The organism is Candidatus Nanosynbacter sp. TM7-057 (assembly GCF_022828295.1).
In the GTDB taxonomy this organism is placed as follows: domain Bacteria; phylum Patescibacteriota; class Saccharimonadia; order Saccharimonadales; family Saccharimonadaceae; genus Nanosynbacter.
Genome location: NZ_JAJQJT010000001.1, coordinates 30,311 through 50,683, shown reverse-complemented (window position 1 = coordinate 50,683; position 20,373 = coordinate 30,311). Strand labels below are relative to the sequence as shown.

Here is a 20,373-nt window from a genome sequence, read left to right as displayed (position 1 = left end):
CGTCGCCCATCTTGCCGACATATCGGGCAGCTCGGTCATTCATGGCCTTCTGGGCGCTGTCTGCCGTACCATTCTGGACGGCTTCGGCAGCCTTACGGTATGCCTCCCGAGAACGGTCTTCAAAAAACACCGCCTTCACCTCTTTCCTAAAGAAAAGAGCCGACTTCCTAATTATGCTCCTAGAGAGCACGATATAGAATCAGCTCTACCAATAAAGCGTTTATTATAATAACACTAATTATAAAAAAATGCAACAATATACTAGAATATTTTTATATTTCGCCTGTTAACAGATCTTTTTCGAATTGTAGCATTCCCTTATAATCCGCCGAATACCCAGAAATATTTGGCATATCAAGCGTGGTAATTTTTCGCCAAATAATCTCAATTAGTTGCGTAAATTCAGACAATTCTTCTCTGGAGAATGCATCTTCCAAGCTAAGAATATCGCCGGTCTTCATGTCTGGCTCAACAAATTGTAATCGCCCGCCAGTAAACGTGAAATTGCCATAATCGCGCGAATGCTCGACCAGCAGCTGATAGAACATCAATTGCTGGCGATATTTATGAAGTTTGATTTTCTCGTAATCGGCCGAACCTTTCCAGGAATGCGCCGGCTTGCCAGTTTTATAATCCGTTACGAAGATGGTTTTATTTTGTTTGTCGATGTCGACGACGTCAAGTTTACCGGTCAATCTGGCGCTATCTATAATTACGCCTTGGTTTGAAAAGTCCAATTCCGCCAAGTCCGTGTCGTGAAAATCTGAAGATTTGGCGTTTAAGAACGCGGTCAAAGCCGACTTCCCTTTGTCTAAGTACAATTGAAAATCGTCCGCCGGCAAATGTTGGCTCTCAAGGGATTTTTGGAAAAATTGGAGAATTTGTTCGGTGCTTGGCAATTGGTGATCGGCGCTGAATGAGCAATGTGCTTGCTGAAGGCTGCTGTGAATCGCGGTTCCGTAAGCTGCGGCGGAATTTTTGGCGGATGGAAAATGCAGCAAATTGTTCAATAAGAAATTTTGCGGTCCGCCACGTGAAACGTCGAGGAAATTATTCAAATGCGTCGCGGAAAGCTTGTATGTTTCTAGCGCTGGCGCCAATAAGTCCTTTAATTCCGGAACAATCGGCGAAGTTAGTCGCGTCGTCCAGTCGGTTTCAGCGAGTTCAATTTGTTCAGCTGGATCGTCGCTGGTTGGAATGATGGTTGGTGTGCAATTTGTCAAGAAACTGGCGATTATCGTGTCGCTGCCAGAATCGTTGGTTTGGGAATAAGTCATGGTCAATGTGTTTTTGGCGCGAGTCATCGCCACAAAGAATAATCGAAGTCGTTCGTCGTAAGTGGCGCCCGCTGGCTGAAGCTGGAGGTTTGCGGGATATCGTATAGCTCGACTGCGTGAACGAACTTTTTCACCCCAAGCGCTGTCAATTGCCCCAATCACAAAAACGTGCGGAAATTCCAAGCCTTTGGATTTGTGCGCAGTCATCAAATTTATAGCGCCGCTGAGTGAACTTGCGTGCGTGCGAATTTGTGTTAAGCGAGTTTTTGTCGAAATGTGCAGGTCAATAAATTCCAGAAAATCTTCCAGAGTTGGATTTTTATCGGTGATTCGGTCGCGAAGTTTTTGGCGCAAAGTGCGCAAACTTTCCAGAATTGTCAGATATGCTTCTGGGTTTTTATCTAGCTTTTCCGGCGAGAAATAGAAATTGGCGAGAGAATTGACCTGAAGATCACTGCTTTCGTCGTTAGTTAAGCCTAATAAATTGTCCAATTGCTCTTCCAGCGGCAAATTCGGCACGTCCTTAGCGCGCTCCAAAAGCCACTCCGCAAATTCCTTAAATACGCTATTCGCCAGCATACTTTCCAGCCACAATTGCCGATTTTTGTAAGCTTGAAGGCTCAATTTCCAGATGTCAAGTGCAGAAAATCCAAACGCTGGATGAGCCGTAATTTCCGGTAGTAGACTATTGGCAACGTCCAAATTATTCTGGCTAATCGCCACGACAGTTCGCGCTAATTTGTCCAGAATCTGAATGATGTCTTGCTCCAAAATATCGTCGTGACGTTCGTAATTGACAAAAAGATTTTCCTTATAAAGATGCGGAAGAATTTCAATGAGTTCTTTATGGTGGCGCGCAATAATCGTGATGTTTTCTGGTTTCTCGCCATTTTTTATCAGCTCGGCAATTTGTTTGGCAATTCCCGCTCGCTCTTCGCTAACAGATGAGAATTCTTGGATTTCGACTTTTGAGCCTTCACTATTTGCGTGTGCGGTCAATTGTTTTGATAGCCCGTCAATTGTGTTTTCCAATCGATCCGCGCCTTGAGTGATGACGTCCCGCGCTGAGGATAAAATGTTCTCGGCAGAACGATAATTGTCGGTCAAAACGATGATTTTTGGGTCGTGATAATGTTGGCGAAAACGCTGGATGTTGCCCACGTCTGCGCCTTGGAAACTGAAGATTGCTTGGTCGTCGTCGCCAACCGCCATGATGTTTGGATTATCGTCGTTCTCGCTGGTCAAATTGAACAATAATCGTAGTTGCGCCAAGTTCGTGTCCTGAAACTCGTCGACCATGATGAATTGGAATTGCTCTTGGAGATTTGCGCGCAGTTCTGGATGGGATTCGCAGGCTTGAATGACGGATAAAATCATATCGTCGTAGTCAAATAACGAGCGCTCGGACAAAATATTTACGTATTTTTCGTAAACGTCAATTGTGGCAGATAATTTTTCTGCTGCGGTAAAATCTTTCAGGACAAATTCGCCATTGGCATTTTTTTCGCACCATTTATTTTTCCAAGCAGTCAGCGGCTTGGTTGAGTTTTCGTCAATTGCTTCCTGGGTGGCATGCACGATGCTCAGCGCTAAAACGTTGGCGTATGGCGTGATCGAGGCTGGCAATTTTGAGTTTTTCTCGTCAGGGTTTTTGGCGGCTAAATTGGCAATTTTCTCAGCTATCGGCGCAAACATTTCAATCGTCTTTTTCGATATTTTGGCGGAAAATACTTGCTGAATGTCTGGCACGATTTCGGCGATTGTGCTTTGATTGTCCTCAATAATTGCCCGTAATTCTGACGGCGTTAAGCCGCTTTGCTTGAACTCGGAAATAATGCGGATGAGGTCTTTGATGTAAACGAATTCCCCGTTATTTTTCGCGCTTAACGGATTTCGCCAATCAAGTCCTTCGAGTATTCCAGAGATAATTTGATATTGCGTCAATTCGTCAACTGGCTGAGCGTCAGCGCCACGGAAAAAATACTCGCGATGTTGATTGATGATTTCTGTGCCGAAGCTGTGGAATGTATGAATCGCAATTTTATACGCATCTTCACCGATAATCTGGCGGAGTCGTTGGCGCATATTCGTGGCGCCGCTTTCAGTAAACGTCAAGCACAAAATACTGTTTGGTAAAGTGTCGGTCTGTTTCAGGATTTGGGCAGTGCGCATACTCAGAAGCTCAGTTTTACCTGTTCCTGGCCCAGCAATTACCAAAAGCGATCCGTGAATGTAGTCAACTGCTTGTCGTTGATTATCGTTTAATTTAGCGTAACGAGTATTGAAATCCATAGTTTTATTTTACCATGCTGGCAGACTTCAGAACGCAACATCAAAATTGCTATTTACAAAATTCGTCCAAGGCTGTAAATTTAGCATAAGGAGGATTAAATGAAAAACTTAAAAAAGATAAGATTTAGTCATATATATATGTTTGTACTGACGATTGCGTTGATCTTTCTGAGTTATCAAGTCTACGAGCTGAATGAAAAAGGATATATAAGATCAGTCCAGTCTTCCATAAATTATCTTGAAAACGCCCAAAGCATTAAGCGACTTGAGTTTTGTGTTAATCACGCCATTAAAGATTGTACTGAAGAAAATGTCGACGCTTGGAATGAAAAACATCCAGAAGACGCGTTTAAGGGTGAAAGCCACTTGGATATTTCCCGTCAAGCAGTCAAATCGGCTATACAGGCTGGTTATTAGGTTCTACATCTTTGCCATCTCGCGCACCTCATAAAAAAATGGTAAAATATTATCTATGAATAAGGCGACGTACGATGAGCTGGCGCTGGAGCGAATTGCTAAGGAAAAATTTGGTTTTCCAATTGATGTTCAATCGATAATTTTGTGGCACGCTGATGTTAGTCGCACGGCTAAGGCGTCGGTGTTTTTGACGAATAAAAAGCAACTGATGATGTATTTGGAGGCGACTTCGCCGTTGATTTTGTCTGACGTTAAAAAGATAATTTCTCGAATGGGTATGCGTGCGGAATTATTTATTCCGCCAAAAGGTCAGCCACGATATTTTGAAGATATCGGCAAACGCAAATTCCGTGAAGTTTTCCCTGGAAGAAAGCACGTTACGGATGAAGATTTGCATTTTTATAAAACTTTAGCGCCGTATAATCCCGCCTTGGTTTTGATTTCTGAAGTGAAAAATGGCGAGATATATCAATTTGACTCTGACGCGTACGGTAATTGGCGAGTCGGCGCAAGGTTCAGCTACAGAAGGATTCGGGCAATTTAATGCGCGACTACCTGGACATTATTAAGCGGAATCTGCTTTCACCTATTGTCGTGGTGATTTTTCTGTTGGCTGGCGCGCTGGTTTATGTTCGCGAATATCGTGATGCGTGGTTTATTTCGGTGGTGATTGTCGTGAATTCGACGATTGGCATTATTCAGGAGCTGAGAGCTAAGCGAGTTTTGCGCCAATTGGAACTGATGAGCGCGCCGAAAGCTCGATTGTTAAAAGACGGAAATGTTGTCGAGGTCGGTTATGACGAGCTTAAAATTGGCGATGAAATTCTTATTCAAGCTGGCGATGAACTGCCGGCGGACGCGAAAGTTATTGAGTCGAAAGGCTTGGAGCTGAATGAAAGTATGCTGACTGGCGAGTCTGCGTCGATTGAGAAAAAGGACGGCGATGTCGTGTTGGCGGCGACGACGGTTCTGGCTGGTGAAGGTACGGCGCGAGTAATTGCGATTGGTGACGACACGAAAGCTGGCGCGATTAGTCAAGTCCTGAAGCGTTACAAACCAGAACTCACGCCTTTGCAATTGGCAATTTGGCGCGCAATTTACTTCTTGACTTACGGCGCAATTGTCCTATCGCTACTTATCGCTATTGTCTATTATTTCTCTGGCGATAACGTCGTCGTCATCTTAAAAACCATCACTTCGGCGGCGGTTACGGTCGTGCCTGAGGGCCTGTTGTTGGCGAGTTCTCTGCTTTTGGCGTTCGGCTCATTGCGATTAGCCCAGGCGAAAGTCTTGCCACAAAAATTGTCGGCAATTGAAGCGATGGCGCTTTTGAATTTGCTGGCCGTAGATAAAACAGGCACCTTGACTAGCGATGAAGTGGCGCTTGAAAAAGTCGCGGCGTTCAGTGATAAGATTGGCTATTCAGAAACTGACATCGCCAGCTTTGCGGCGTTAATTGCTCATGAAACCAGCGGCGGAAATATCACTGGCCGTGCAATCTTGGCGGAAGCTACGTCGCCAAAAAATACGAAAGTTTTGGAAGTGATGGCGTTTTCGTCGGCGCGTAAAATGGCTGGCGTGAGGGCGAATATTGACGGTGAAATTCGGACTTTGATGATGGGCGCGCCAGAGTTTGTGTCGAAGTTGGCGCCGGTAGATGAGGAGGTTCAGAAGAAGCTGAATGATTGGGCTGACAATGGTTTGCGTGTGTTGATGTTGGCTGAATTTTCGGACGATAAAACCAAATTGAAAGACTTAAAAAATGGTTCTGGAACGGCAATTGGTGCGGTTGTTCTGCGCAATTCCCTGCGTCATGGCGTTGTTGAAACGGTGGATTTTTTGCAGAGCCAAGGCGTAACTATTCGCGTAATCTCTGGTGATAATCCGCGCACAGTTCAATACATCGCTAAGGAGGCTGGAATTAAACATCCAGAAAAAGCGATTTTAGGCGAAGATTTGGCGGCACTTAGCGAAGATGAATTTAATAAGGCTGCCGATACTTACACTATTTTTGCCAGAGTTTTACCAGACCAAAAAGAGCGCTTGATCAATCGATTCCAGCAATCCGGAAAATTTACTGGCATGGTCGGCGACGGCGTGAATGACGCTCTGGCGCTGAAAAAGGCTGACCTTGGGGTGGCGATGTACGCTGGTGCGCCGGCTTCTCGTCGAGTTTCCGACATTATATTGCTCAATAATTCATTCACTTCTCTGCCGATGGGAATGAAGCTTGGCAATCAAATCATGCAGGCAATCGAAGTCATCGCTGTTCTATTTTTCCATAAAATTATTTACGGCGTGACGCTTCTTCTTGCAACGATTCTTATTGACATGAATTATCCGTATTCGCCGCGCCACATTACGTTTATGAATATTTTTCTGGTGACGATGCCGACCCTTATGTGGACGCTGTTTCCTCCCACGCCGAAGCATCGAATAAATCCGAAGCGATTCTGGCATGATACTTTGCTGGCCGTTGCGCCTGTTGCTTTAATTACTGGCGTGACTGTCGCGTTCACCTATTGGATTACCTCTGTTATGTTCCCTGGTCACGCTGCAGAAGTCGCAACGATGACCGTACTTACCGCGACTTTGTTTGGCGTATATTTGGTGTTCTTGGTGGGAATTATGCTGGACGTAGCTATCGATAAATCCGCCAAGCGTGCTCGATTGCTTTATCTTCTGTCGGTGATTATTGTGGCGGCTGGAAGCTTTAGTTTTGGGTTCCTGCGCGACTTCTTCGATTTCACTGTGCCGAATTTGTTCATAATGTGGCCAGCAGCTGGCGCAATTGTCGTAGCGATGTTAGCCCAGCTATTCATTGCTCGCTGGGCTAGTCGGCGAATCGTTCGGTAGGAACTTGTCTATCTATTCAGTAATTTGCCAAAAACGAAATATCCTATAGTCCAGAAAACGCAACCGCATAGTAAAAATATTCCGAATACCTTCAAATAATCTGCGAACGAGCTTAACTCGTACCAGCCGCTTATTAATAAACAAGGAAAAATTGTTAATATCATGACGATAAAATGTATGGCAGATTGTTTAAGTAATGACCATTTTTCAATGTCGTATATTACAGATGCGGCCGCAACTATGTAGATTACGCTTTCTTATCCAAAACCACAAGGTGCTCAATGTGCGGCGTCCTCGGGAAGAAATTGTAGCCTTGATGGTGCACAATTTCATATTTTTCCTGAAGTAGGCTGACGTCTCGCGCTTGCGTGACAGGATTGCAACTCAGATAAATAATCCTAGGCGGCTCAGTTTCCAGCAGTCGATTAGTAACGTCCGTGTGAAGTCCAGCACGCGGCGGATCAACGATGACAATTTGCTCGCCCGTTATATATTCCAGAGATTTTTCGCTCGGTGCCAAAATCGCCTTGGCATTCGGTCGATTCAGCTTGGTGATATTCCTCTGCATTTCCGCGACGGCATGTTCGTTAATTTCCACCAGCGTTACGTCATCTCCGCCAATTGTCAAACCAATTGTCCCGACTCCAGAGTAAAGGTCGAGCGTCGGCATTTTTTCATTGCAATCGATCCACGCTTTCATGTCGCTTAAGGCTTTTTCGTAAACGGGAATGTTGACTTGGAAAAATCCTTCGCAAGCGTAGTTGAAGGCGACGCCTAAAATCGCGTCGCTCAGTGTCGTGTCGCCGAATTTGTTCAAGCGTTCGGTGATTCTGCTGGCTGGGCTTTTGGGGTCGGAATAGATTATTTCGCCACCTTTGGCTGATAATAATTTGGCTTCGTCTTCGGAAATCAGATTTTCTATCTTATCTTTTACGTACAATTGCCAGACGGCGTTTCCCTGTTGGTCTGAGCGAATCAGGAGTGTTTTTAATTGGCGCGCGACAATCGGTTTTTCCCGTAAGAGGTCGCGGATTTCAATTGCCAATTTATTTATGCTCGGATGCGCTAAGCTGGTTCCGTCAACGACAACTTTTCCCTTGCCGCCGCGTTTGAAAAACGCCAAGTCCAGAGTTTCCTTTTCGTCGTTGTCCGTTTTGTCGCCGAACCAGCTGAACTCGACTTTATTGCGATAATTAAATTCTACGCTGTCGGTAAAGACGTCAATTTTACTTGGCAACGTAACATTATGAAGTCGGAAAGCCTCTTCGATTAGCGACGCTTTGTATGATTGCTCGCTGGACAGCGGCATTATTTGCCAAGGACTGGTGCTTAAATAGCTATTTTCATCCTTCGGCGTAATTCGCTCTGGACTCTCCTCGATAATTTCCGTCACTATTCCTTCGACGAAGTGGGATTTTTTCTTTGTCACGCGAATCGTTACAAGCTCTTTCGGTAGTCCTCCCCAGACGAACGCTTTGCGACCATCGTCAAGTGTTCCGATGTCTTGCCCACCGCCAACGATTTTTTCCAATCTTAAAGTCTCAAAAATTTGTTTTCTCATTAGGTTATATTATATCAGGATGTGTGGATTTTTTCTGGCTGGCGTGCTATAATCGTCATTGTCCTGGCAATAGTGGGACGTCGCCAAGCGGTAAGGCACTGGGTTTTGGTCCCAGCATTCGCAGGTTCGAATCCTGCCGTCCCAGCCAAATTTGACAGACATAAATTATCGCTCTTTTGGGCGATTTTTTGTTTTTAGGCAATCAAGTCGCTCTGGTCTAATAGATTCACAAATTCGTCAATGAACAGATCGGTTCTCTCAACTATCACTGTGGTAGTGTCGCCGGTTTCGCGGGCTATGGTTAGCGGTTGGCGGGAGCAACTGTGGCAGGTAGCCCTCACATCGCGGATAGTGCGATCACAAAAAGCGTAATTTAAAACTACGTTTCGTCCCCGTTGTTACGCATATCGCGACAGGGACTCTTCAATTTATAGGATAAAATCCTTGTAACTTGCCAAAGTCGCCTGTGTAATAGTCTGACTAGTTTGATGTAGGTATTGCTTCACAAAGTAATACCCAAGTTTATACCCCGCCCAGCGCGGCAAAATATCATCGCCGGTGAAAAATATTTTGGTATAATCGTAAATCTTGTCTTCAAAATTGCCTTGTAGTGCGGCAATTATCTTGTCAATTTCAGCTTGAGAAGTTTTCTGCATTTCTCTCAAGAAAAATTGTTGGTTTCGCCGTCCGAGTTTAATCATCGCTTCCTCTTCTAGCGCGACCGCCAAGCCCTCCAAAATCATCCCATCAAACATAGTTTCGGCATATTCAGGCAGTTTTTCCCAACGCAGCGAATGCGACATTTCGTGGCAAATCGTTTCGAAAATAAAATCCTCGCTAACCTCATACTGGCTTTTATCAACAGAAATCATAATCAAGCGCGAATGAAGCGTTTTGCCAGCGATTCCGTCCTCGACAATAGTTGGCAGCATAAACGAAGGCGTAGTGATAATTACATCAACTTCGTAATCAAACTGCGCGAACTCGCTCGAAACAAAAGTCTCGGCTTGTTGCGCTGTATTTTTGAATATGGCAATTTCGGCATCGGTGAAAGTTTGGTTGGCGTTAGTGATGTGTAGGTGTAGTTTGCCCATGGTTTTACTATACTGCAATAACATAAGTATTACTATAAGGGCAACGCTATTTATTAAAGTGCAATATTTAAATGGAAATCACTAAAATCTCAGCAGCGACCTTCGGCGGGTCGGGGTGCGAGCAACCAGCCGAGCAGGGCTTTGCCCTGATTTATCTTTCAATGCTGTGTCATAGTCTGAAAATAGGTTCGAATCCTTCCGCTCCAGCCAAATTTGACAGGCATAAACAGTCGCTCTTTTGGGTGATTTTTTGTTTTTAGGCAATCAAGCCATTTTTATCTAGTAAATTCATAAAATCGTCAATAAACAAATTAGTCCTCTCGACAATTTCTTTTTCTCCGAATTTTTTATAAACATTGCTTATATTCTTGAGCTCAAGATTTTCTGTTCCGCCTATGCGCTGTCCTCTACTATTGTCAAAACCCTGGTAATATTTAATTTTATCTTCAAATCTATAATCAGACGCGCGAATATTGATCCGTTTTTCTAAAAGAGATTTATTGCCAAGGAGGTCGATTTGTCGATTATTAGACAATCCTTTCTCATTTTCTTGTCGCTTTCTGGGATAAATATGTTCAATATCAAACTGCTGAGAGAGTTTTGGATATGATTGCTCTTTATTAAGCATCATACGAAGCGCCAGCATGGATTTGGTGATTGGTCTGCCGTTTTTGAAATCATAAATAAGGATCGCACTGCGTGTTTGCTCTTTATCAAATTTGAAGTCTGAGAATGTAACTTCATTTAGATTAACTATATTCAGCATCTCGGCAAAAATAGGCGTTCTTAATGCGTTCACGCCTGGGTGTATTATTGCGTATCCCCATATGAATGCAATTGTACGATCGAGAAACATCTTAAAATCTTCATCATCCAATTTTCCGTCTTCGGTGCGATTTGCTAAATAGTAAACAGATATGAAATAATTCCACATGCTATTTGGCGCATAGTTTAATATGAATAATTTCTTTAAAACCTCTTCACTGAAACGTTCACGATTTTGATCAGTAATATCTTCCCAGAATTGGGCAAGATCTTTGAGATTTTCGAAAGTGTCATCTTGTTTAAGTACGGAATATTTATCACGCTCATAGAATCTTCTGAGTGACTCGGTCGTGGAAGACTTGTTATTGTCTCGCTTGGCGCGAATGAAATACATGTATCTCGTAAACAAATCGTCCATTGGTGTGCCGGTGATTGGGTGAAAGATTTTTTCACATGTCTCCTCGAGTTTTTTCCAATCTTTAATGAACTCATCTCTGTCGTCTTCACTTTTCTGTTTGTAATATTGATAGAATTGAGCCTTAAAAATATCAGAATCTGAAAGCGGTAGACCCCTATCGTTTAACGTTGAGAAAATGCGAAGAGCGGTATCTTGAGATTCGGCTTCGATTGGCATAAGAATGCAGTTGTTTAAGATGCGAGCAGGAAGTTTTTCGGCAAATTTCGGAAAATCATTGATGAAATCGTCAACTTTTTTAAGGAAGAACCGGAAGTTGTTCGCGTAACGACTAGTCTGACTGCTGTTTACATTGCCAGTTTTTAGAATTGATAAGAATTCGTCTTTATCTTTGTCTGTGGCGACAACAGAGTCTATTTTTAGGTGCTCCTTATCCGGCTTGCCCATTTCGTTTGTTTTCCATATGCAGCTGGCAATGCGTTCGGAAAAGTCTTTTGAATCTTGATCTTGCATTTTCGTGAAGCGGTCATAGAAAGCTCGGAGAAGAAGCATGAATGTGGTCAGGCGCTGCTGACCGTCGATTACTTCTTGTTGTTTTTTGTCGTTTTCAAAAGTCACAATTGAGCCAAGAAAATATTCATCGCTTGTGTCGAATTTTGTAGCATCATTATCTGGTATCGCGAAAGAAAATATATCATCCCAGAGAGTTTGGCAACTATCCTCGTCCCATGCATATGGACGCTGGTAATCTGGTATGATGTAGTCCGCTTTCCTATCCGATAAAAGCTCATAGATACTTTTCTGGTCTACGTTTAGCTTTGACATAATATCCCCCGTTTATTTTTTGTCGCTAAATTTATGAATATTCTTGGTGTAATTATAGCATGTCGCAATTGCTTTATATAAAAAGCTCCCACTCGCCAGTGAGAGCTAAACTGTCGTGGTGGACAATTTGGATTAGCTAATTTTAACGACTTGTAGTTGTCTGGTCGTCAAGCCATTTTTCCAGGAAACAGTTTCGGATTTCTTGTGGTTCAGTAGACTTTTCCCCAGTGGACTATCCACGGAAATTCGCCCGTCCAGAGGGTTTGCTTCTAGGCTGTGAACTAGCGTATAGCGGAAAATTTTTCCTTGCTGATCTACCAAATCCACGACTGAGCCAATAGCAATTTTCAATCGATCACGCTTCCTTGGCAGTGGCTTAGCGTGACGCAAAATATCCTTCTTCATAAAGATTTTTGATTGAATATTTTCCAGTTGCGTAATTACATCGTTGCGGCGTAATTTGTCATCACGCGATTTGGCACGCCCAATTTCCTTCAATTCCAACGTGAGCGCTTTCTCTGAAATCTCTAGTCCAGAAATTTCCTTCTGCAGTTCCTTAAATCCTTTTTTACTTAAAAATGTTGTACTCATACTTCCCCTTTCGGATCGGCAATTTTGCCAATCAACAATTCTATTACAACATCTAATTCTGAAAAATAGCTGAAAATTTACAGAATCGGTAAGGAAATTGTGAAAATGGTTGAGTTTTTCGAGGTGCTAACAGAGATTTGCCCGCCCAGTGCTTTTGTCAATTGCTCCGCTAATGGCAATCCTAATCCGTAGCCTTTCGTCTGTTGGTTGCCGCGGAAAAATCGCTCAAAGACGTGCGGCAGGGTTTGTTGTGAAATCGTGCCGTCGTTGATGAAATTGACGGTAATGTTTTGTTTCGATGGAATGATGCAAATTTTTACCACAGAATTTTTCGGGCTATGTTTCAATGAATTATCGAGCAAAATCGCGCACAATTCCCGCGTCGCAGTGTGGTGAAGCGGAGTATTTATGTGCTCTGGGCAATTCATTTTAACTCGCGCTTCGGCTTTCCGTTCGCGAACGAGTTCGGATATCAATTCTGTCAAGTTAAAACTTTTATCTTCCAGCGCCAACTTATTTTCCGTCCGCGACAGTTCCAGAAGCATCGCTGTAAGCTCAGTCAACTTATTTATTTCCTCCAAATTGCTTTCCAGAGTTTCTGTAAGTTCTGACTTATTCGCCTTCTGATTTTTCAGCGCAAATTCAGTTTCTGCCTTCATGATTGCCAAAGGAGTTCGGAGTTGATGGCTGGCATTAGCAACAAATCGCGATTGGGCTTTGTGGGCAGTTTCTATCGGTCGCAAAGTAATTTTCGCCAATAAATATGAGCACCAGCCGCCAGCGAGCAGAACGATAAGATTTATATAGCCCAAACTAATCAAAAGATTTCGAGTTGAATTATCTATTCTTTCCGACAAATTAATTGCAGGAAAATCGCCCTTCCTTTGAACGATAATTTTATGAATTTGCGCATCAACTTCCGAGCGCGCCACCTGAAAAATAATGCTACTAAACAGCAAACTGACGATCATCAAAATCATCAAATACCAGCCCGCCAACTTAATTGTTGCTGAAGTAAAAATTTTCATGATTCAATCCTATAACCGAAACCGCGCACGGTTTTTATCAATTGTTTTTTGAACGGTTTGTCGATTTTTTGGCGTAGATTTTTTATGTACGCCTCGACATTATTCGGCAAAATATCGGCGTCAAAATCCCAAACGTGATCAATCAGCGTTTCTTTACTGAGAATCTGGTTCGGATGCTGCATCAAATATTCCAGCAGCGCATATTCTTTGCTCGTGAGGTCGATAATTTTTCCTGCGCGAGTTACGGTTTGCTGCTGCTTGTCAATTCTCAAATTGTCAATTTTTAAGATGTCTGGTTGCTGAATTGGCGGCCGACGAAGCAAGGCTCGCACGCGCGCCAATAATTCATCAATTGCAAAAGGCTTAGTCAAATAATCATCAGCACCCACGTCCAGCCCGAGCGTTTTATCTTCGGTCGTGCTCAGCGCTGTCAGAAACAGAATTGGCATATTTTTCCCGTTTTCGCGCAATTTTTTAACAATCTCCGTGCCTTCTAATCCCGGCAGCATTCGATCAACAATCAACAAGTCATACGGCTGACTATCCGCCAAATTAAAGCCCTCTTCCCCGTCGTACGCCGCATCGACCGCGTATTTCTCGCGCTTCAGAGATTCGGTTATAACCCTCGCAATTTTTCGTTCGTCCTCAATGACTAGCAGTCGCATATTTATATTATATCTTTTTTTTCGTTAAGTGTTATAATTTTATTTGAAGAAAAGGAGGCGTATGCTAGATAATAAAAAAATGGTTGAGATTCGTCATTTTAAGATGAGTTTCGGTGATAAAACTGTTATTAAAGATCTGAGTTTTGATGTTTTTCGCGGCGAAGTTTTTGGTTTTTTGGGAAGCAATGGTTCGGGAAAAACTACGACGTTGCGCGCACTGCTTGGACTATATCAGCCGACCGCGGGCGATTTATTGATAAACGGCAAGCCATATTCGGTGGATAGCCAGATTCGCCTCGGATATCTTCCTGAGGAGCGCGGCTTGTATAAAAAAGAAAAAGTTTTAGACGTGATGCTTTACTTTGGTCAATTGAAAGGATTGAGTCGCAAAGAAGCTAAGGATTTTTCTATGAAGTTTTTGGAGCGCGTCAATTTGAGCGACAAGGCTAACACGCAACTTGATAAATTATCTGGCGGACAGCAGCAGAAGATTCAACTTGGCGTAACAATTATGGGCGATCCAGAACTGCTAATTATGGACGAGCCAGCCAAAGGTTTTGATCCGGTGAATCGTCGTTTGTTGATGAATATAATTGAGGAGCAACGAAAAACTGGCGCGACAATTATTTACGTTACGCACCAGATGGAGGAAGTTGAAAGATTGTGCGATCGTTTGATTTTATTGAAGGATGGTCAAGCGGCGGCATATGGAACATTGGAAGAAGTGAAAAAACAATTTGGCGGCGCTTCAATGGACGACATTTTTGTCCAAGTTTACGGCGGCGAAGCGAAGGAGTTGAGCGATGAGTAAAATGCATAATTTGGGGACGGTTTTCAAATTCGAGACGCTTAGAACACTGAAGAAACCGACGTTTTGGTTGACGGCATTGGGATTTCCTTTGTTGATTGGCGTGCTGTATGGCATTATGTTTTGGTCGCAAAGCACGACTATTGAAGCGTCAAAAAATCTGGAAAAGCAAGAATTTTCGCTGGAAGTCACGGACGATTCGAAGTTAGTGAAGCCTGAACTTGCGGCGGCAATTAAAGCCAAAACTGCCAAATCGAAAGAATCTGGAATTGACGACGTAAAAAATAATAAAGTTGATGCGTATGTGTATTTTCCAAAAGATTTGAGCAAGCAAAAGGTCGAAGTTTACGGTAAAGATGTTGGACTATTCCAAAACGGAAAATATGGTGCGGTGGCGCAGAGCTTATTGAGCCAATCAGTAGCAAGCGATGTTAATCCAGCGCAAGTTGCAATTTTACGTGACAAAGTCCAATTGTCATCAACCACATATCTGGACGGAAAAGAGCACGGCGGCATTAATGAGATGATTGTGCCGGGAATGTTTTTGGTTATTTTGTTCATTCTCATCAGTATTTTTGGCAATCAAATGCTTATTAGCACCACCGAGGAAAAAGAAAATCGCACGGTGGAAATTCTGCTTACGACCGTTAAAACTGACACTTTGATTACGGGTAAAATTCTGTCTTTGATAGTGTTGGCTTTGATTCAGATTTTGGTGATTGTTTTGCCAGTTTTGGCGGGCTATTTGGCATTTGGCTCGAAGTTGCAATTGCCTAATCTGGACTTGAGCACGCTCGTGTTTGATCCTGTGAGAATTGGTCTGGCGATCATAATTTTCTCCGCCAGCTTCACTTTATTTACGGGAATGTTGGTGACTTTGGGCGCGATGATGCCGACCGCCAAAGAAGCCAGTCAGTGGTTTGGAATTGTGATGATGCTATTCATTGGTCCATTTTACGGAATCACGGCGTTCGTTTCCTTCCCTGATTATTTCTTCGTTAAGTTCTTGTCGCTATTTCCATTCACCGCGCCGATTCCATTGTTATTACGAAACGCAATAGGCAATTTGCCGATTTGGGAAGCTTTACTCGGTACGGCAATTTTGGTCGCTACAGCGGTGTTTGTCATGTGGCTATCGGTGCGCGTTTTCCGCTACGGCGCGATGTCTTATGATAGTAAATTATCTCTGTCGGCGTTGCGGACACGCCGAAAAGCTGGTAAAGTTTAATTATGAAAGTACGTATAGAGATAGACACTAAAACATTTGTGCGATTTTGGCTGGTCGTGATGGGCTTTGGTCTGGCTGGTTTGGCAATTTATTCCGCAAAGGATGCGCTGGTTTTATTGGGGATTTCCCTGTTCTTGGCGTTGGCGTTGAACCGTCCAGTCGCAGCAATTGCTAAAAAACTTCCTGGAAAAAGCCGATTGGGCGGCACGGCGCTGGCGTATACGACGCTGGTTCTGCTTTTGGGTTGCGTGATTTGGTTTGTGATTCCGCCAATTGTCCAGCAATCTGCCAAATTCGTCGAGAGCATTCCGAGCATAATTGACCAAGCCAGCTCACAGTGGCGTGGCGTCAATGATTTTATTGATAAGAATAATTTGCGCCCGCAGGTCGATTCGATGATGGAAAACATTAAGCAGCAATCTTCGTCTTGGGCGACGAGCGTCGGCACGAATTTATTATCCAGCGTTGGCTCTTTGGCGTCATTCTTAGGATCGTTATTCTTGGTGCTGGTGCTGTCATTCCTGATGCTTCTCGAGGGTCCAACTTGGGTGAAGCGTTTGTGGGGATTGTACAACGACGAAGAAAAAATGGAGCGTCATAAGAAGCTGGTTGGCCGAATGTATAACGTGGTCACAGGTTATGTTTCTGGGCAATTGACGGTTTCTGGAATCGATGCGATATTATCAGGTTTCGTGGTGTTTGTGCTGAGTTTGACATTCCCTGTCATAAATTCCAATTTGGCAATGCTCACCGTTATGGCGACGTTTGTGTTGACGCTAATTCCGATGTTTGGCGCAACGATTGCTGGCGCGTTGATATCACTACTGCTATTCTTCAATAATATGACAGCGGGCGTTATTTACGCGATTTATTTCGTGATTTACCAGCAGATTGAGAATAACTTTGTCTCTCCTTCTATCCAATCAAAGAAGGTTGAGTTGTCGGCTCTGACTGTCTTGGTCGCGGTGACAATTGGTTTGTATGTCGGTGGTCTATTAGGCGGTTTGGTTGCTATTCCAGCCGCTGGCGTCGTGAAGGTTTTGCTGGACAATTACTTGGAGCAAGCCAAGTCTAATCGCGTCGAAAACGAAAAACCTCTTAATAAATTAGTTAAGAAACTGAAAAACGAAGATTAATTAGCACGAAACAAAATATAGCCCGTTGAGTTCAGCGGGCTATTTCCATGTCCAAACGCTGCCGCTTGGCGTATCACGAACGGCAACGCCAGCCTGAAGAAGTTCATCGCGAATTCTGTCGGATTCTTCCCAATTTTTCTCTGCGCGCGCTTGACGTCGCTGGATAATCAACCTCTTCAAATCGTCAGTAATATCAGGCGTAGACTCAGCCAAATCCAGCCCTAAAATCTCGTCAATCTCATCAATAAACTGCACTAAACTCTGTCGATGAATTTTATCAAGCGGCGTATGATCCAACTTTGAAAATACTTCATCAATCAACGCCAGTGCGCCTGGAGTATCCAAATCGTCGTTCAATTTCTCGACCAATGCCTGACATCCCGCTAGCAACGAAACCGAATCGTCCTGCTCGTCCTTATCGTCGTCATCTTCCAGCGTATCGTGAGTCTGATGTCTCAGAGCTGCGTATTCACGCCAATGATTCAATCGCGCCTGCGCTGCTTCCAGGATTTCCCAAGTAAAATTGCCCTCCGTCTGATAATGTTTACTGAGAATCGCCAGCTTAAACGCCATCGGACTAAACCCTCGCGAAATAATATCTTCCAGCGTAATAATATTCCCCAGAGATTTACTCATTTTTCGGCCGTCGACTTTTATGTGATTATTATGTAGCCAAATTTGAGAAAATTGCTTTCCAGTCAAACTCTCGCTCTGGGCAATTTCATTCGTGTGATGAACTGGAATATGATCAATCCCGCCAGCGTGAATATCAATAGAATCCCCAAGTGTTTCACGGGCAATTGTCGAACATTCCAGGTGCCAGCCAGGAAAACCCACTCCCCACGGACTATCCCATTCCATATCGCGCTTGGCATCTTTTGGTGAAAATTTCCATACGGCGAAGTCGGTAATATTGCGCTTTCCCTCAACGCTCACTCTGGCGCCAGCTTCCAGGCCCGCCACGTCCAGCCGCGCTAATTTTCCGTAGTCCTTCAAAAGCGACGTGTCAAAATACATGCCGTCGCCGTCGATTTTATATAAAAATCCTTTTTTGTCCAGTCCTTTTGCGAAGTCAATCTGCTGCTGAATATAATCCGTCGCCCGCACCAAATAATCTGGTTTTATCAATTTCAGCACGTCGTAGGCTTCATGATTTGCAACGGAAATATATCTTTCCGCCACGTCCCAGGCAGTCTTCCCTTCACGGCGCGCACCTTTTTCCATTTTATCCTCGCCGTTATCGTCGTCACTGGTCAAATGACCAACGTCGGTGATGTTTTGCGTTCGAATAACGGGAATATCTTGCCAGCGTAGCAATCGCACCAACACATCCCAATAAATATAACCAACCCAGTTGCCGATGTGCGGCTGCGAATAAACCGTTAGACCACAGGTGTAAAATTTAATCACCTCTCCGTCAAGCGGCGTCAGTTCGTCTTTTCGTCTAGTGAGCGTGTTATGGAGTTTTATCATTAGTTCTATTGTACGTTACTCTGGTCAGTTTTTCAAAATTGACATAAAAACAGCCCCAGTTGGGACTTGATAATTTCAAGGAAGAAATGACAGACAGTATTATTACAAAACGCCGCCTGCCATTTCTCCTAATGAGCTAGTGTTAGCTCTGGGGACGGGGACGCTTCCACTCCAGGAGGGCCTTAACCCTTTCGAGCAGTTTGTGCAACTGGGAAATTTGGTGCTCCTCCAGCTGAAGAATGTCGGAGTCGTCGAGCAAGATGTGGACATTCTCCTCCACTTGCAATGAGAATATCGCAATCTCGGTGAGATAATCTCCGAGACCCTTCACTCCCTTACTCTGTTCTTCCAAGGTTCGCACTGTCTTTTTCAAGGCAGAGATGGTTGCACCATTTAGGCGCCTCATCATCTTGCCATGGTGTAGCGCAAGACGATTGTACTGCGTCATTATCTCCCAAGCCAGCCAAGACTGCGCCTTGGCTGCAGCTCCTGCCGCAACAAATACATCAACGATCTTTTCCTCCGTTGAACGCGAAGCACTCACCACTCTGCGAACAGAGTGGTGCTTGATATCTATAGTAGAACTCAAGATGTCATGCAAGACAATCATGACCGAAAGATACCCCTCGGTCATATTGGCGATGAACTCTTTCCTCTTCCAGTCTGGGATTTTCCCAGATTCTCGGAGGACGCGATCCAGACCATCGATGGAATTCTTCAGTTTTCTGAAGAGCTTGATGTCGCTCTCTTTGAAAGAGAGGCTCTTTCCGTTGATCTTCAGGATGTTATCATCCATGATCTCTTTCCTGTCTTCTCACCCCTGGATGGTTAAGTGACGTTTTGTCACAAGGTGAGATCTCATTCCTCTTTTCTGCTTTTTATAAAAGGAATAAAAACTCACCTTGTATATAACTGTCTGTCAAAGTACGCTTTCGGACAAGGATTTACTCAACTTGTCAACAAAAGCTGGTGTTATTTATACCACACTTATATTAAAAAGTCAACTCTAACCTAGTCCTATCAGGGTCTAAAACATCGTAGCTATGTCGCCAGATAAGACCTTCTGTTTGACATAATAGACTATTTAACACATAATAAAGAGCTTATGGGAGAAGTGTATTTTATGCATCCGCCTGTGTCTGGATATGACAAACCTCTTTCATTGGACTCTTTAAAGCTCATGAAAGAGGGGCTAATCACCGCTTTGGAAAAACCTTGCGTAATTAACGAATTAGGACAGTTGGCTCTAGATTTATATAATACGGCTCAAATGCTGGAGCCTATGAAATATGTTAAAGGTGAAGAGCTGGGAGACAGTCATCCTGACTCAGACTGGACAGATAAAAATACAATACCGCTTGTTAGTAGCGATAAGTTTGTTGTTTCTGGAAGGCAGATATCTCCTATGCCAGTGCAAAAAGATAGAATAAGCGATACTTTTGCCAGTGAAAGTTCTGCCAGAATGTGTATTGATGATATGTATCGCGCCTTAGATAGCTATCCGCCCACAAAAATAGAAAGAACAGATGTTGGCGGTTTTTGTAGTAATAGCATCTACAATATGGGCAATTCAAGAGTATATCTTCGCCCTATTGTTAGTGTAGCTCGTAATGTATTGATGTGTATTAATATTACTGCATTAGCACACGAGACATCTCATGCTCATGATTGCGTCACGAATCCAGTTTTGGAAAAATGTTCTAATGATAGTAAGGAGATTCTTTGTTTTGAGTTGCGGGCCTATGCTGTAAGCAAGGTGCTTCAGGACTATCTGAAACGCGATCAAGGAGTAAGGTTTATCTGTCCTAGCGTATCGGACCGAGTAGAAAAGGTGCGAAGAAAAGTTAATGGACCTCTATGGTCTGAGGGCGCATTTGACGTGAATGATGATTTGATAAAGCAACTAGATAGAGCAGGTCTGAGAGATATATATTGATAGTCT

The 20,373-nt window shown here is 43.6% G+C and carries 17 protein-coding genes and 1 tRNA gene; 8 read left to right on the top strand and 10 right to left on the bottom strand.

Annotation, left to right across the window (positions count from 1 at the left end; translation table 11 throughout):
* Positions 1-272: 272 nt before the first annotated feature.
* Positions 273-3,569: an ATP-dependent helicase gene (locus LRM45_RS00260; protein WP_243826276.1), complete on the bottom strand. Its 3,297-nt coding sequence runs from the start codon at positions 3,567-3,569 to the stop codon at positions 273-275.
* 99 nt (positions 3,570-3,668) lie between these two features.
* On the opposite strand from LRM45_RS00260, the gene LRM45_RS00255 reads away from it, so the two are divergent.
* Genes LRM45_RS00255 through LRM45_RS00245 form a run of 3 tightly spaced genes read left to right on the top strand, consistent with a single transcriptional unit; the run spans position 3,669 to position 6,842 of the window.
* A complete protein-coding gene (locus LRM45_RS00255) occupies positions 3,669-3,986 on the top strand; it encodes a hypothetical protein (RefSeq protein ID WP_243826275.1) in 318 nt (105 codons plus the stop codon).
* 55 nt (positions 3,987-4,041) lie between these two features.
* Positions 4,042-4,530 carry a hypothetical protein gene (locus tag LRM45_RS00250; protein WP_243826274.1) on the top strand — a complete coding sequence of 163 codons (489 nt, stop codon included), beginning with the start codon at positions 4,042-4,044 and terminating at the stop codon, positions 4,528-4,530.
* Complete coding sequence (locus LRM45_RS00245; protein ID WP_243826273.1) at positions 4,530-6,842, top strand: HAD-IC family P-type ATPase; 2,313 nt, start codon at positions 4,530-4,532, stop codon at positions 6,840-6,842. The genes LRM45_RS00250 and LRM45_RS00245 overlap by 1 nt, the downstream gene beginning before the upstream one ends.
* An 8-nt stretch (positions 6,843-6,850) precedes the next feature.
* On the opposite strand, the gene LRM45_RS04245 is transcribed toward LRM45_RS00245, so the two are convergent.
* Both LRM45_RS04245 and LRM45_RS00240 read right to left on the bottom strand, forming a co-directional pair.
* The gene (locus LRM45_RS04245; RefSeq protein WP_445083021.1) at positions 6,851-7,084 is read right to left on the bottom strand and encodes a DUF3021 family protein; all 234 of its coding nucleotides are present in this window, start codon (positions 7,082-7,084) and stop codon (positions 6,851-6,853) included.
* A gap of 5 nt (positions 7,085-7,089) precedes the next feature.
* Positions 7,090-8,403 carry a class I SAM-dependent RNA methyltransferase gene (locus LRM45_RS00240; protein WP_243826272.1) on the bottom strand — a complete coding sequence of 438 codons (1,314 nt, stop codon included), beginning with the start codon at positions 8,401-8,403 and terminating at the stop codon, positions 7,090-7,092.
* A gap of 73 nt (positions 8,404-8,476) precedes the next feature.
* Between LRM45_RS00240 and LRM45_RS00235 the strand changes: the two genes are divergently transcribed.
* Positions 8,477-8,551 (top strand) — tRNA-Gln (locus LRM45_RS00235).
* A 280-nt stretch (positions 8,552-8,831) separates the two neighbouring features.
* On the opposite strand, the gene LRM45_RS00230 is transcribed toward LRM45_RS00235, so the two are convergent.
* From LRM45_RS00230 to LRM45_RS00210, 5 genes are all read right to left on the bottom strand, one after another.
* Positions 8,832-9,497: a DUF2268 domain-containing putative Zn-dependent protease gene (locus LRM45_RS00230; protein ID WP_243826271.1), complete on the bottom strand. Its 666-nt coding sequence runs from the start codon at positions 9,495-9,497 to the stop codon at positions 8,832-8,834.
* Between the two features lie 256 nt (positions 9,498-9,753).
* The gene (locus LRM45_RS00225; protein ID WP_243826270.1) at positions 9,754-11,502 is read right to left on the bottom strand and encodes a DUF262 domain-containing protein; all 1,749 of its coding nucleotides are present in this window, start codon (positions 11,500-11,502) and stop codon (positions 9,754-9,756) included.
* A 132-nt stretch (positions 11,503-11,634) separates the two neighbouring features.
* Positions 11,635-12,093 (bottom strand): GreA/GreB family elongation factor, encoded by a 459-nt coding sequence (locus LRM45_RS00220; RefSeq protein ID WP_243826269.1) that lies wholly within the window; start codon positions 12,091-12,093, stop codon positions 11,635-11,637.
* 77 nt (positions 12,094-12,170) lie between these two features.
* On the bottom strand, positions 12,171-13,121 hold the full coding sequence (locus LRM45_RS00215; RefSeq protein WP_243826268.1) for a sensor histidine kinase: 951 nt from the start codon (positions 13,119-13,121) through the stop codon (positions 12,171-12,173).
* Positions 13,118-13,786: a response regulator transcription factor gene (locus tag LRM45_RS00210; RefSeq protein ID WP_243826267.1), complete on the bottom strand. Its 669-nt coding sequence runs from the start codon at positions 13,784-13,786 to the stop codon at positions 13,118-13,120. Before LRM45_RS00210 ends, LRM45_RS00215 begins: the two co-directional genes overlap by 4 nt.
* A gap of 61 nt (positions 13,787-13,847) precedes the next feature.
* On the opposite strand from LRM45_RS00210, the gene LRM45_RS00205 reads away from it, so the two are divergent.
* Genes LRM45_RS00205 through LRM45_RS00195 form a run of 3 tightly spaced genes read left to right on the top strand, consistent with a single transcriptional unit; the run spans position 13,848 to position 16,958 of the window.
* Entirely contained in the window at positions 13,848-14,597 is a 750-nt protein-coding gene (locus LRM45_RS00205; RefSeq protein ID WP_243826266.1) for an ABC transporter ATP-binding protein, read from the top strand.
* Complete coding sequence (locus tag LRM45_RS00200; protein WP_243826265.1) at positions 14,590-15,822, top strand: ABC transporter permease; 1,233 nt, start codon at positions 14,590-14,592, stop codon at positions 15,820-15,822. The genes LRM45_RS00205 and LRM45_RS00200 overlap by 8 nt, the downstream gene beginning before the upstream one ends.
* A 2-nt stretch (positions 15,823-15,824) precedes the next feature.
* Positions 15,825-16,958: an AI-2E family transporter gene (locus tag LRM45_RS00195; protein ID WP_243826264.1), complete on the top strand. Its 1,134-nt coding sequence runs from the start codon at positions 15,825-15,827 to the stop codon at positions 16,956-16,958.
* A gap of 39 nt (positions 16,959-16,997) precedes the next feature.
* Here the strand turns inward: LRM45_RS00195 and cysS are convergent, their stop codons facing one another.
* Both cysS and LRM45_RS00185 read right to left on the bottom strand, forming a co-directional pair.
* Positions 16,998-18,431, bottom strand: a complete 1,434-nt coding sequence (gene cysS, locus LRM45_RS00190) for a cysteine--tRNA ligase (protein ID WP_243826263.1) — start codon at positions 18,429-18,431, stop codon at positions 16,998-17,000.
* Between the two features lie 142 nt (positions 18,432-18,573).
* On the bottom strand, positions 18,574-19,227 hold the full coding sequence (locus LRM45_RS00185) for a hypothetical protein (RefSeq protein ID WP_243826262.1): 654 nt from the start codon (positions 19,225-19,227) through the stop codon (positions 18,574-18,576).
* Positions 19,228-19,536: 309 nt separating this feature from the next.
* Between LRM45_RS00185 and LRM45_RS00180 the strand changes: the two genes are divergently transcribed.
* Positions 19,537-20,367 (top strand): hypothetical protein, encoded by an 831-nt coding sequence (locus tag LRM45_RS00180; protein ID WP_243826261.1) that lies wholly within the window; start codon positions 19,537-19,539, stop codon positions 20,365-20,367.
* Positions 20,368-20,373 lie beyond the last annotated feature (6 nt).

Bases quoted from the DNA above. Each gene is read 5' to 3' on its own strand.
- LRM45_RS00230 (WP_243826271.1), bottom strand. From the start codon at position 9,497: ATGGGCAAACTACACCTACACATCACTAACGCCAACCAAACTTTCACC.
- LRM45_RS00185 (WP_243826262.1), bottom strand. From the start codon at position 19,227: ATGGATGATAACATCCTGAAGATCAACGGAAAGAGCCTCTCTTTCAAA.
- LRM45_RS00255 (WP_243826275.1), top strand. From the start codon at position 3,669: ATGAAAAACTTAAAAAAGATAAGATTTAGTCATATATATATGTTTGTA.
- LRM45_RS00245 (WP_243826273.1), top strand. From the start codon at position 4,530: ATGCGCGACTACCTGGACATTATTAAGCGGAATCTGCTTTCACCTATT.
- LRM45_RS00200 (WP_243826265.1), top strand. From the start codon at position 14,590: ATGAGTAAAATGCATAATTTGGGGACGGTTTTCAAATTCGAGACGCTT.
- LRM45_RS00195 (WP_243826264.1), top strand. From the start codon at position 15,825: ATGAAAGTACGTATAGAGATAGACACTAAAACATTTGTGCGATTTTGG.
- LRM45_RS00215 (WP_243826268.1), bottom strand. From the start codon at position 13,121: ATGAAAATTTTTACTTCAGCAACAATTAAGTTGGCGGGCTGGTATTTG.
- LRM45_RS00240 (WP_243826272.1), bottom strand. From the start codon at position 8,403: ATGAGAAAACAAATTTTTGAGACTTTAAGATTGGAAAAAATCGTTGGC.
- LRM45_RS00225 (WP_243826270.1), bottom strand. From the start codon at position 11,502: ATGTCAAAGCTAAACGTAGACCAGAAAAGTATCTATGAGCTTTTATCG.
- LRM45_RS00180 (WP_243826261.1), top strand. From the start codon at position 19,537: ATGGGAGAAGTGTATTTTATGCATCCGCCTGTGTCTGGATATGACAAA.
- LRM45_RS00220 (WP_243826269.1), bottom strand. From the start codon at position 12,093: ATGAGTACAACATTTTTAAGTAAAAAAGGATTTAAGGAACTGCAGAAG.
- LRM45_RS00250 (WP_243826274.1), top strand. From the start codon at position 4,042: ATGAATAAGGCGACGTACGATGAGCTGGCGCTGGAGCGAATTGCTAAG.
- LRM45_RS00260 (WP_243826276.1), bottom strand. From the start codon at position 3,569: ATGGATTTCAATACTCGTTACGCTAAATTAAACGATAATCAACGACAA.
- LRM45_RS00205 (WP_243826266.1), top strand. From the start codon at position 13,848: ATGCTAGATAATAAAAAAATGGTTGAGATTCGTCATTTTAAGATGAGT.
- LRM45_RS00210 (WP_243826267.1), bottom strand. From the start codon at position 13,786: ATGCGACTGCTAGTCATTGAGGACGAACGAAAAATTGCGAGGGTTATA.
- cysS (WP_243826263.1), bottom strand. From the start codon at position 18,431: ATGATAAAACTCCATAACACGCTCACTAGACGAAAAGACGAACTGACG.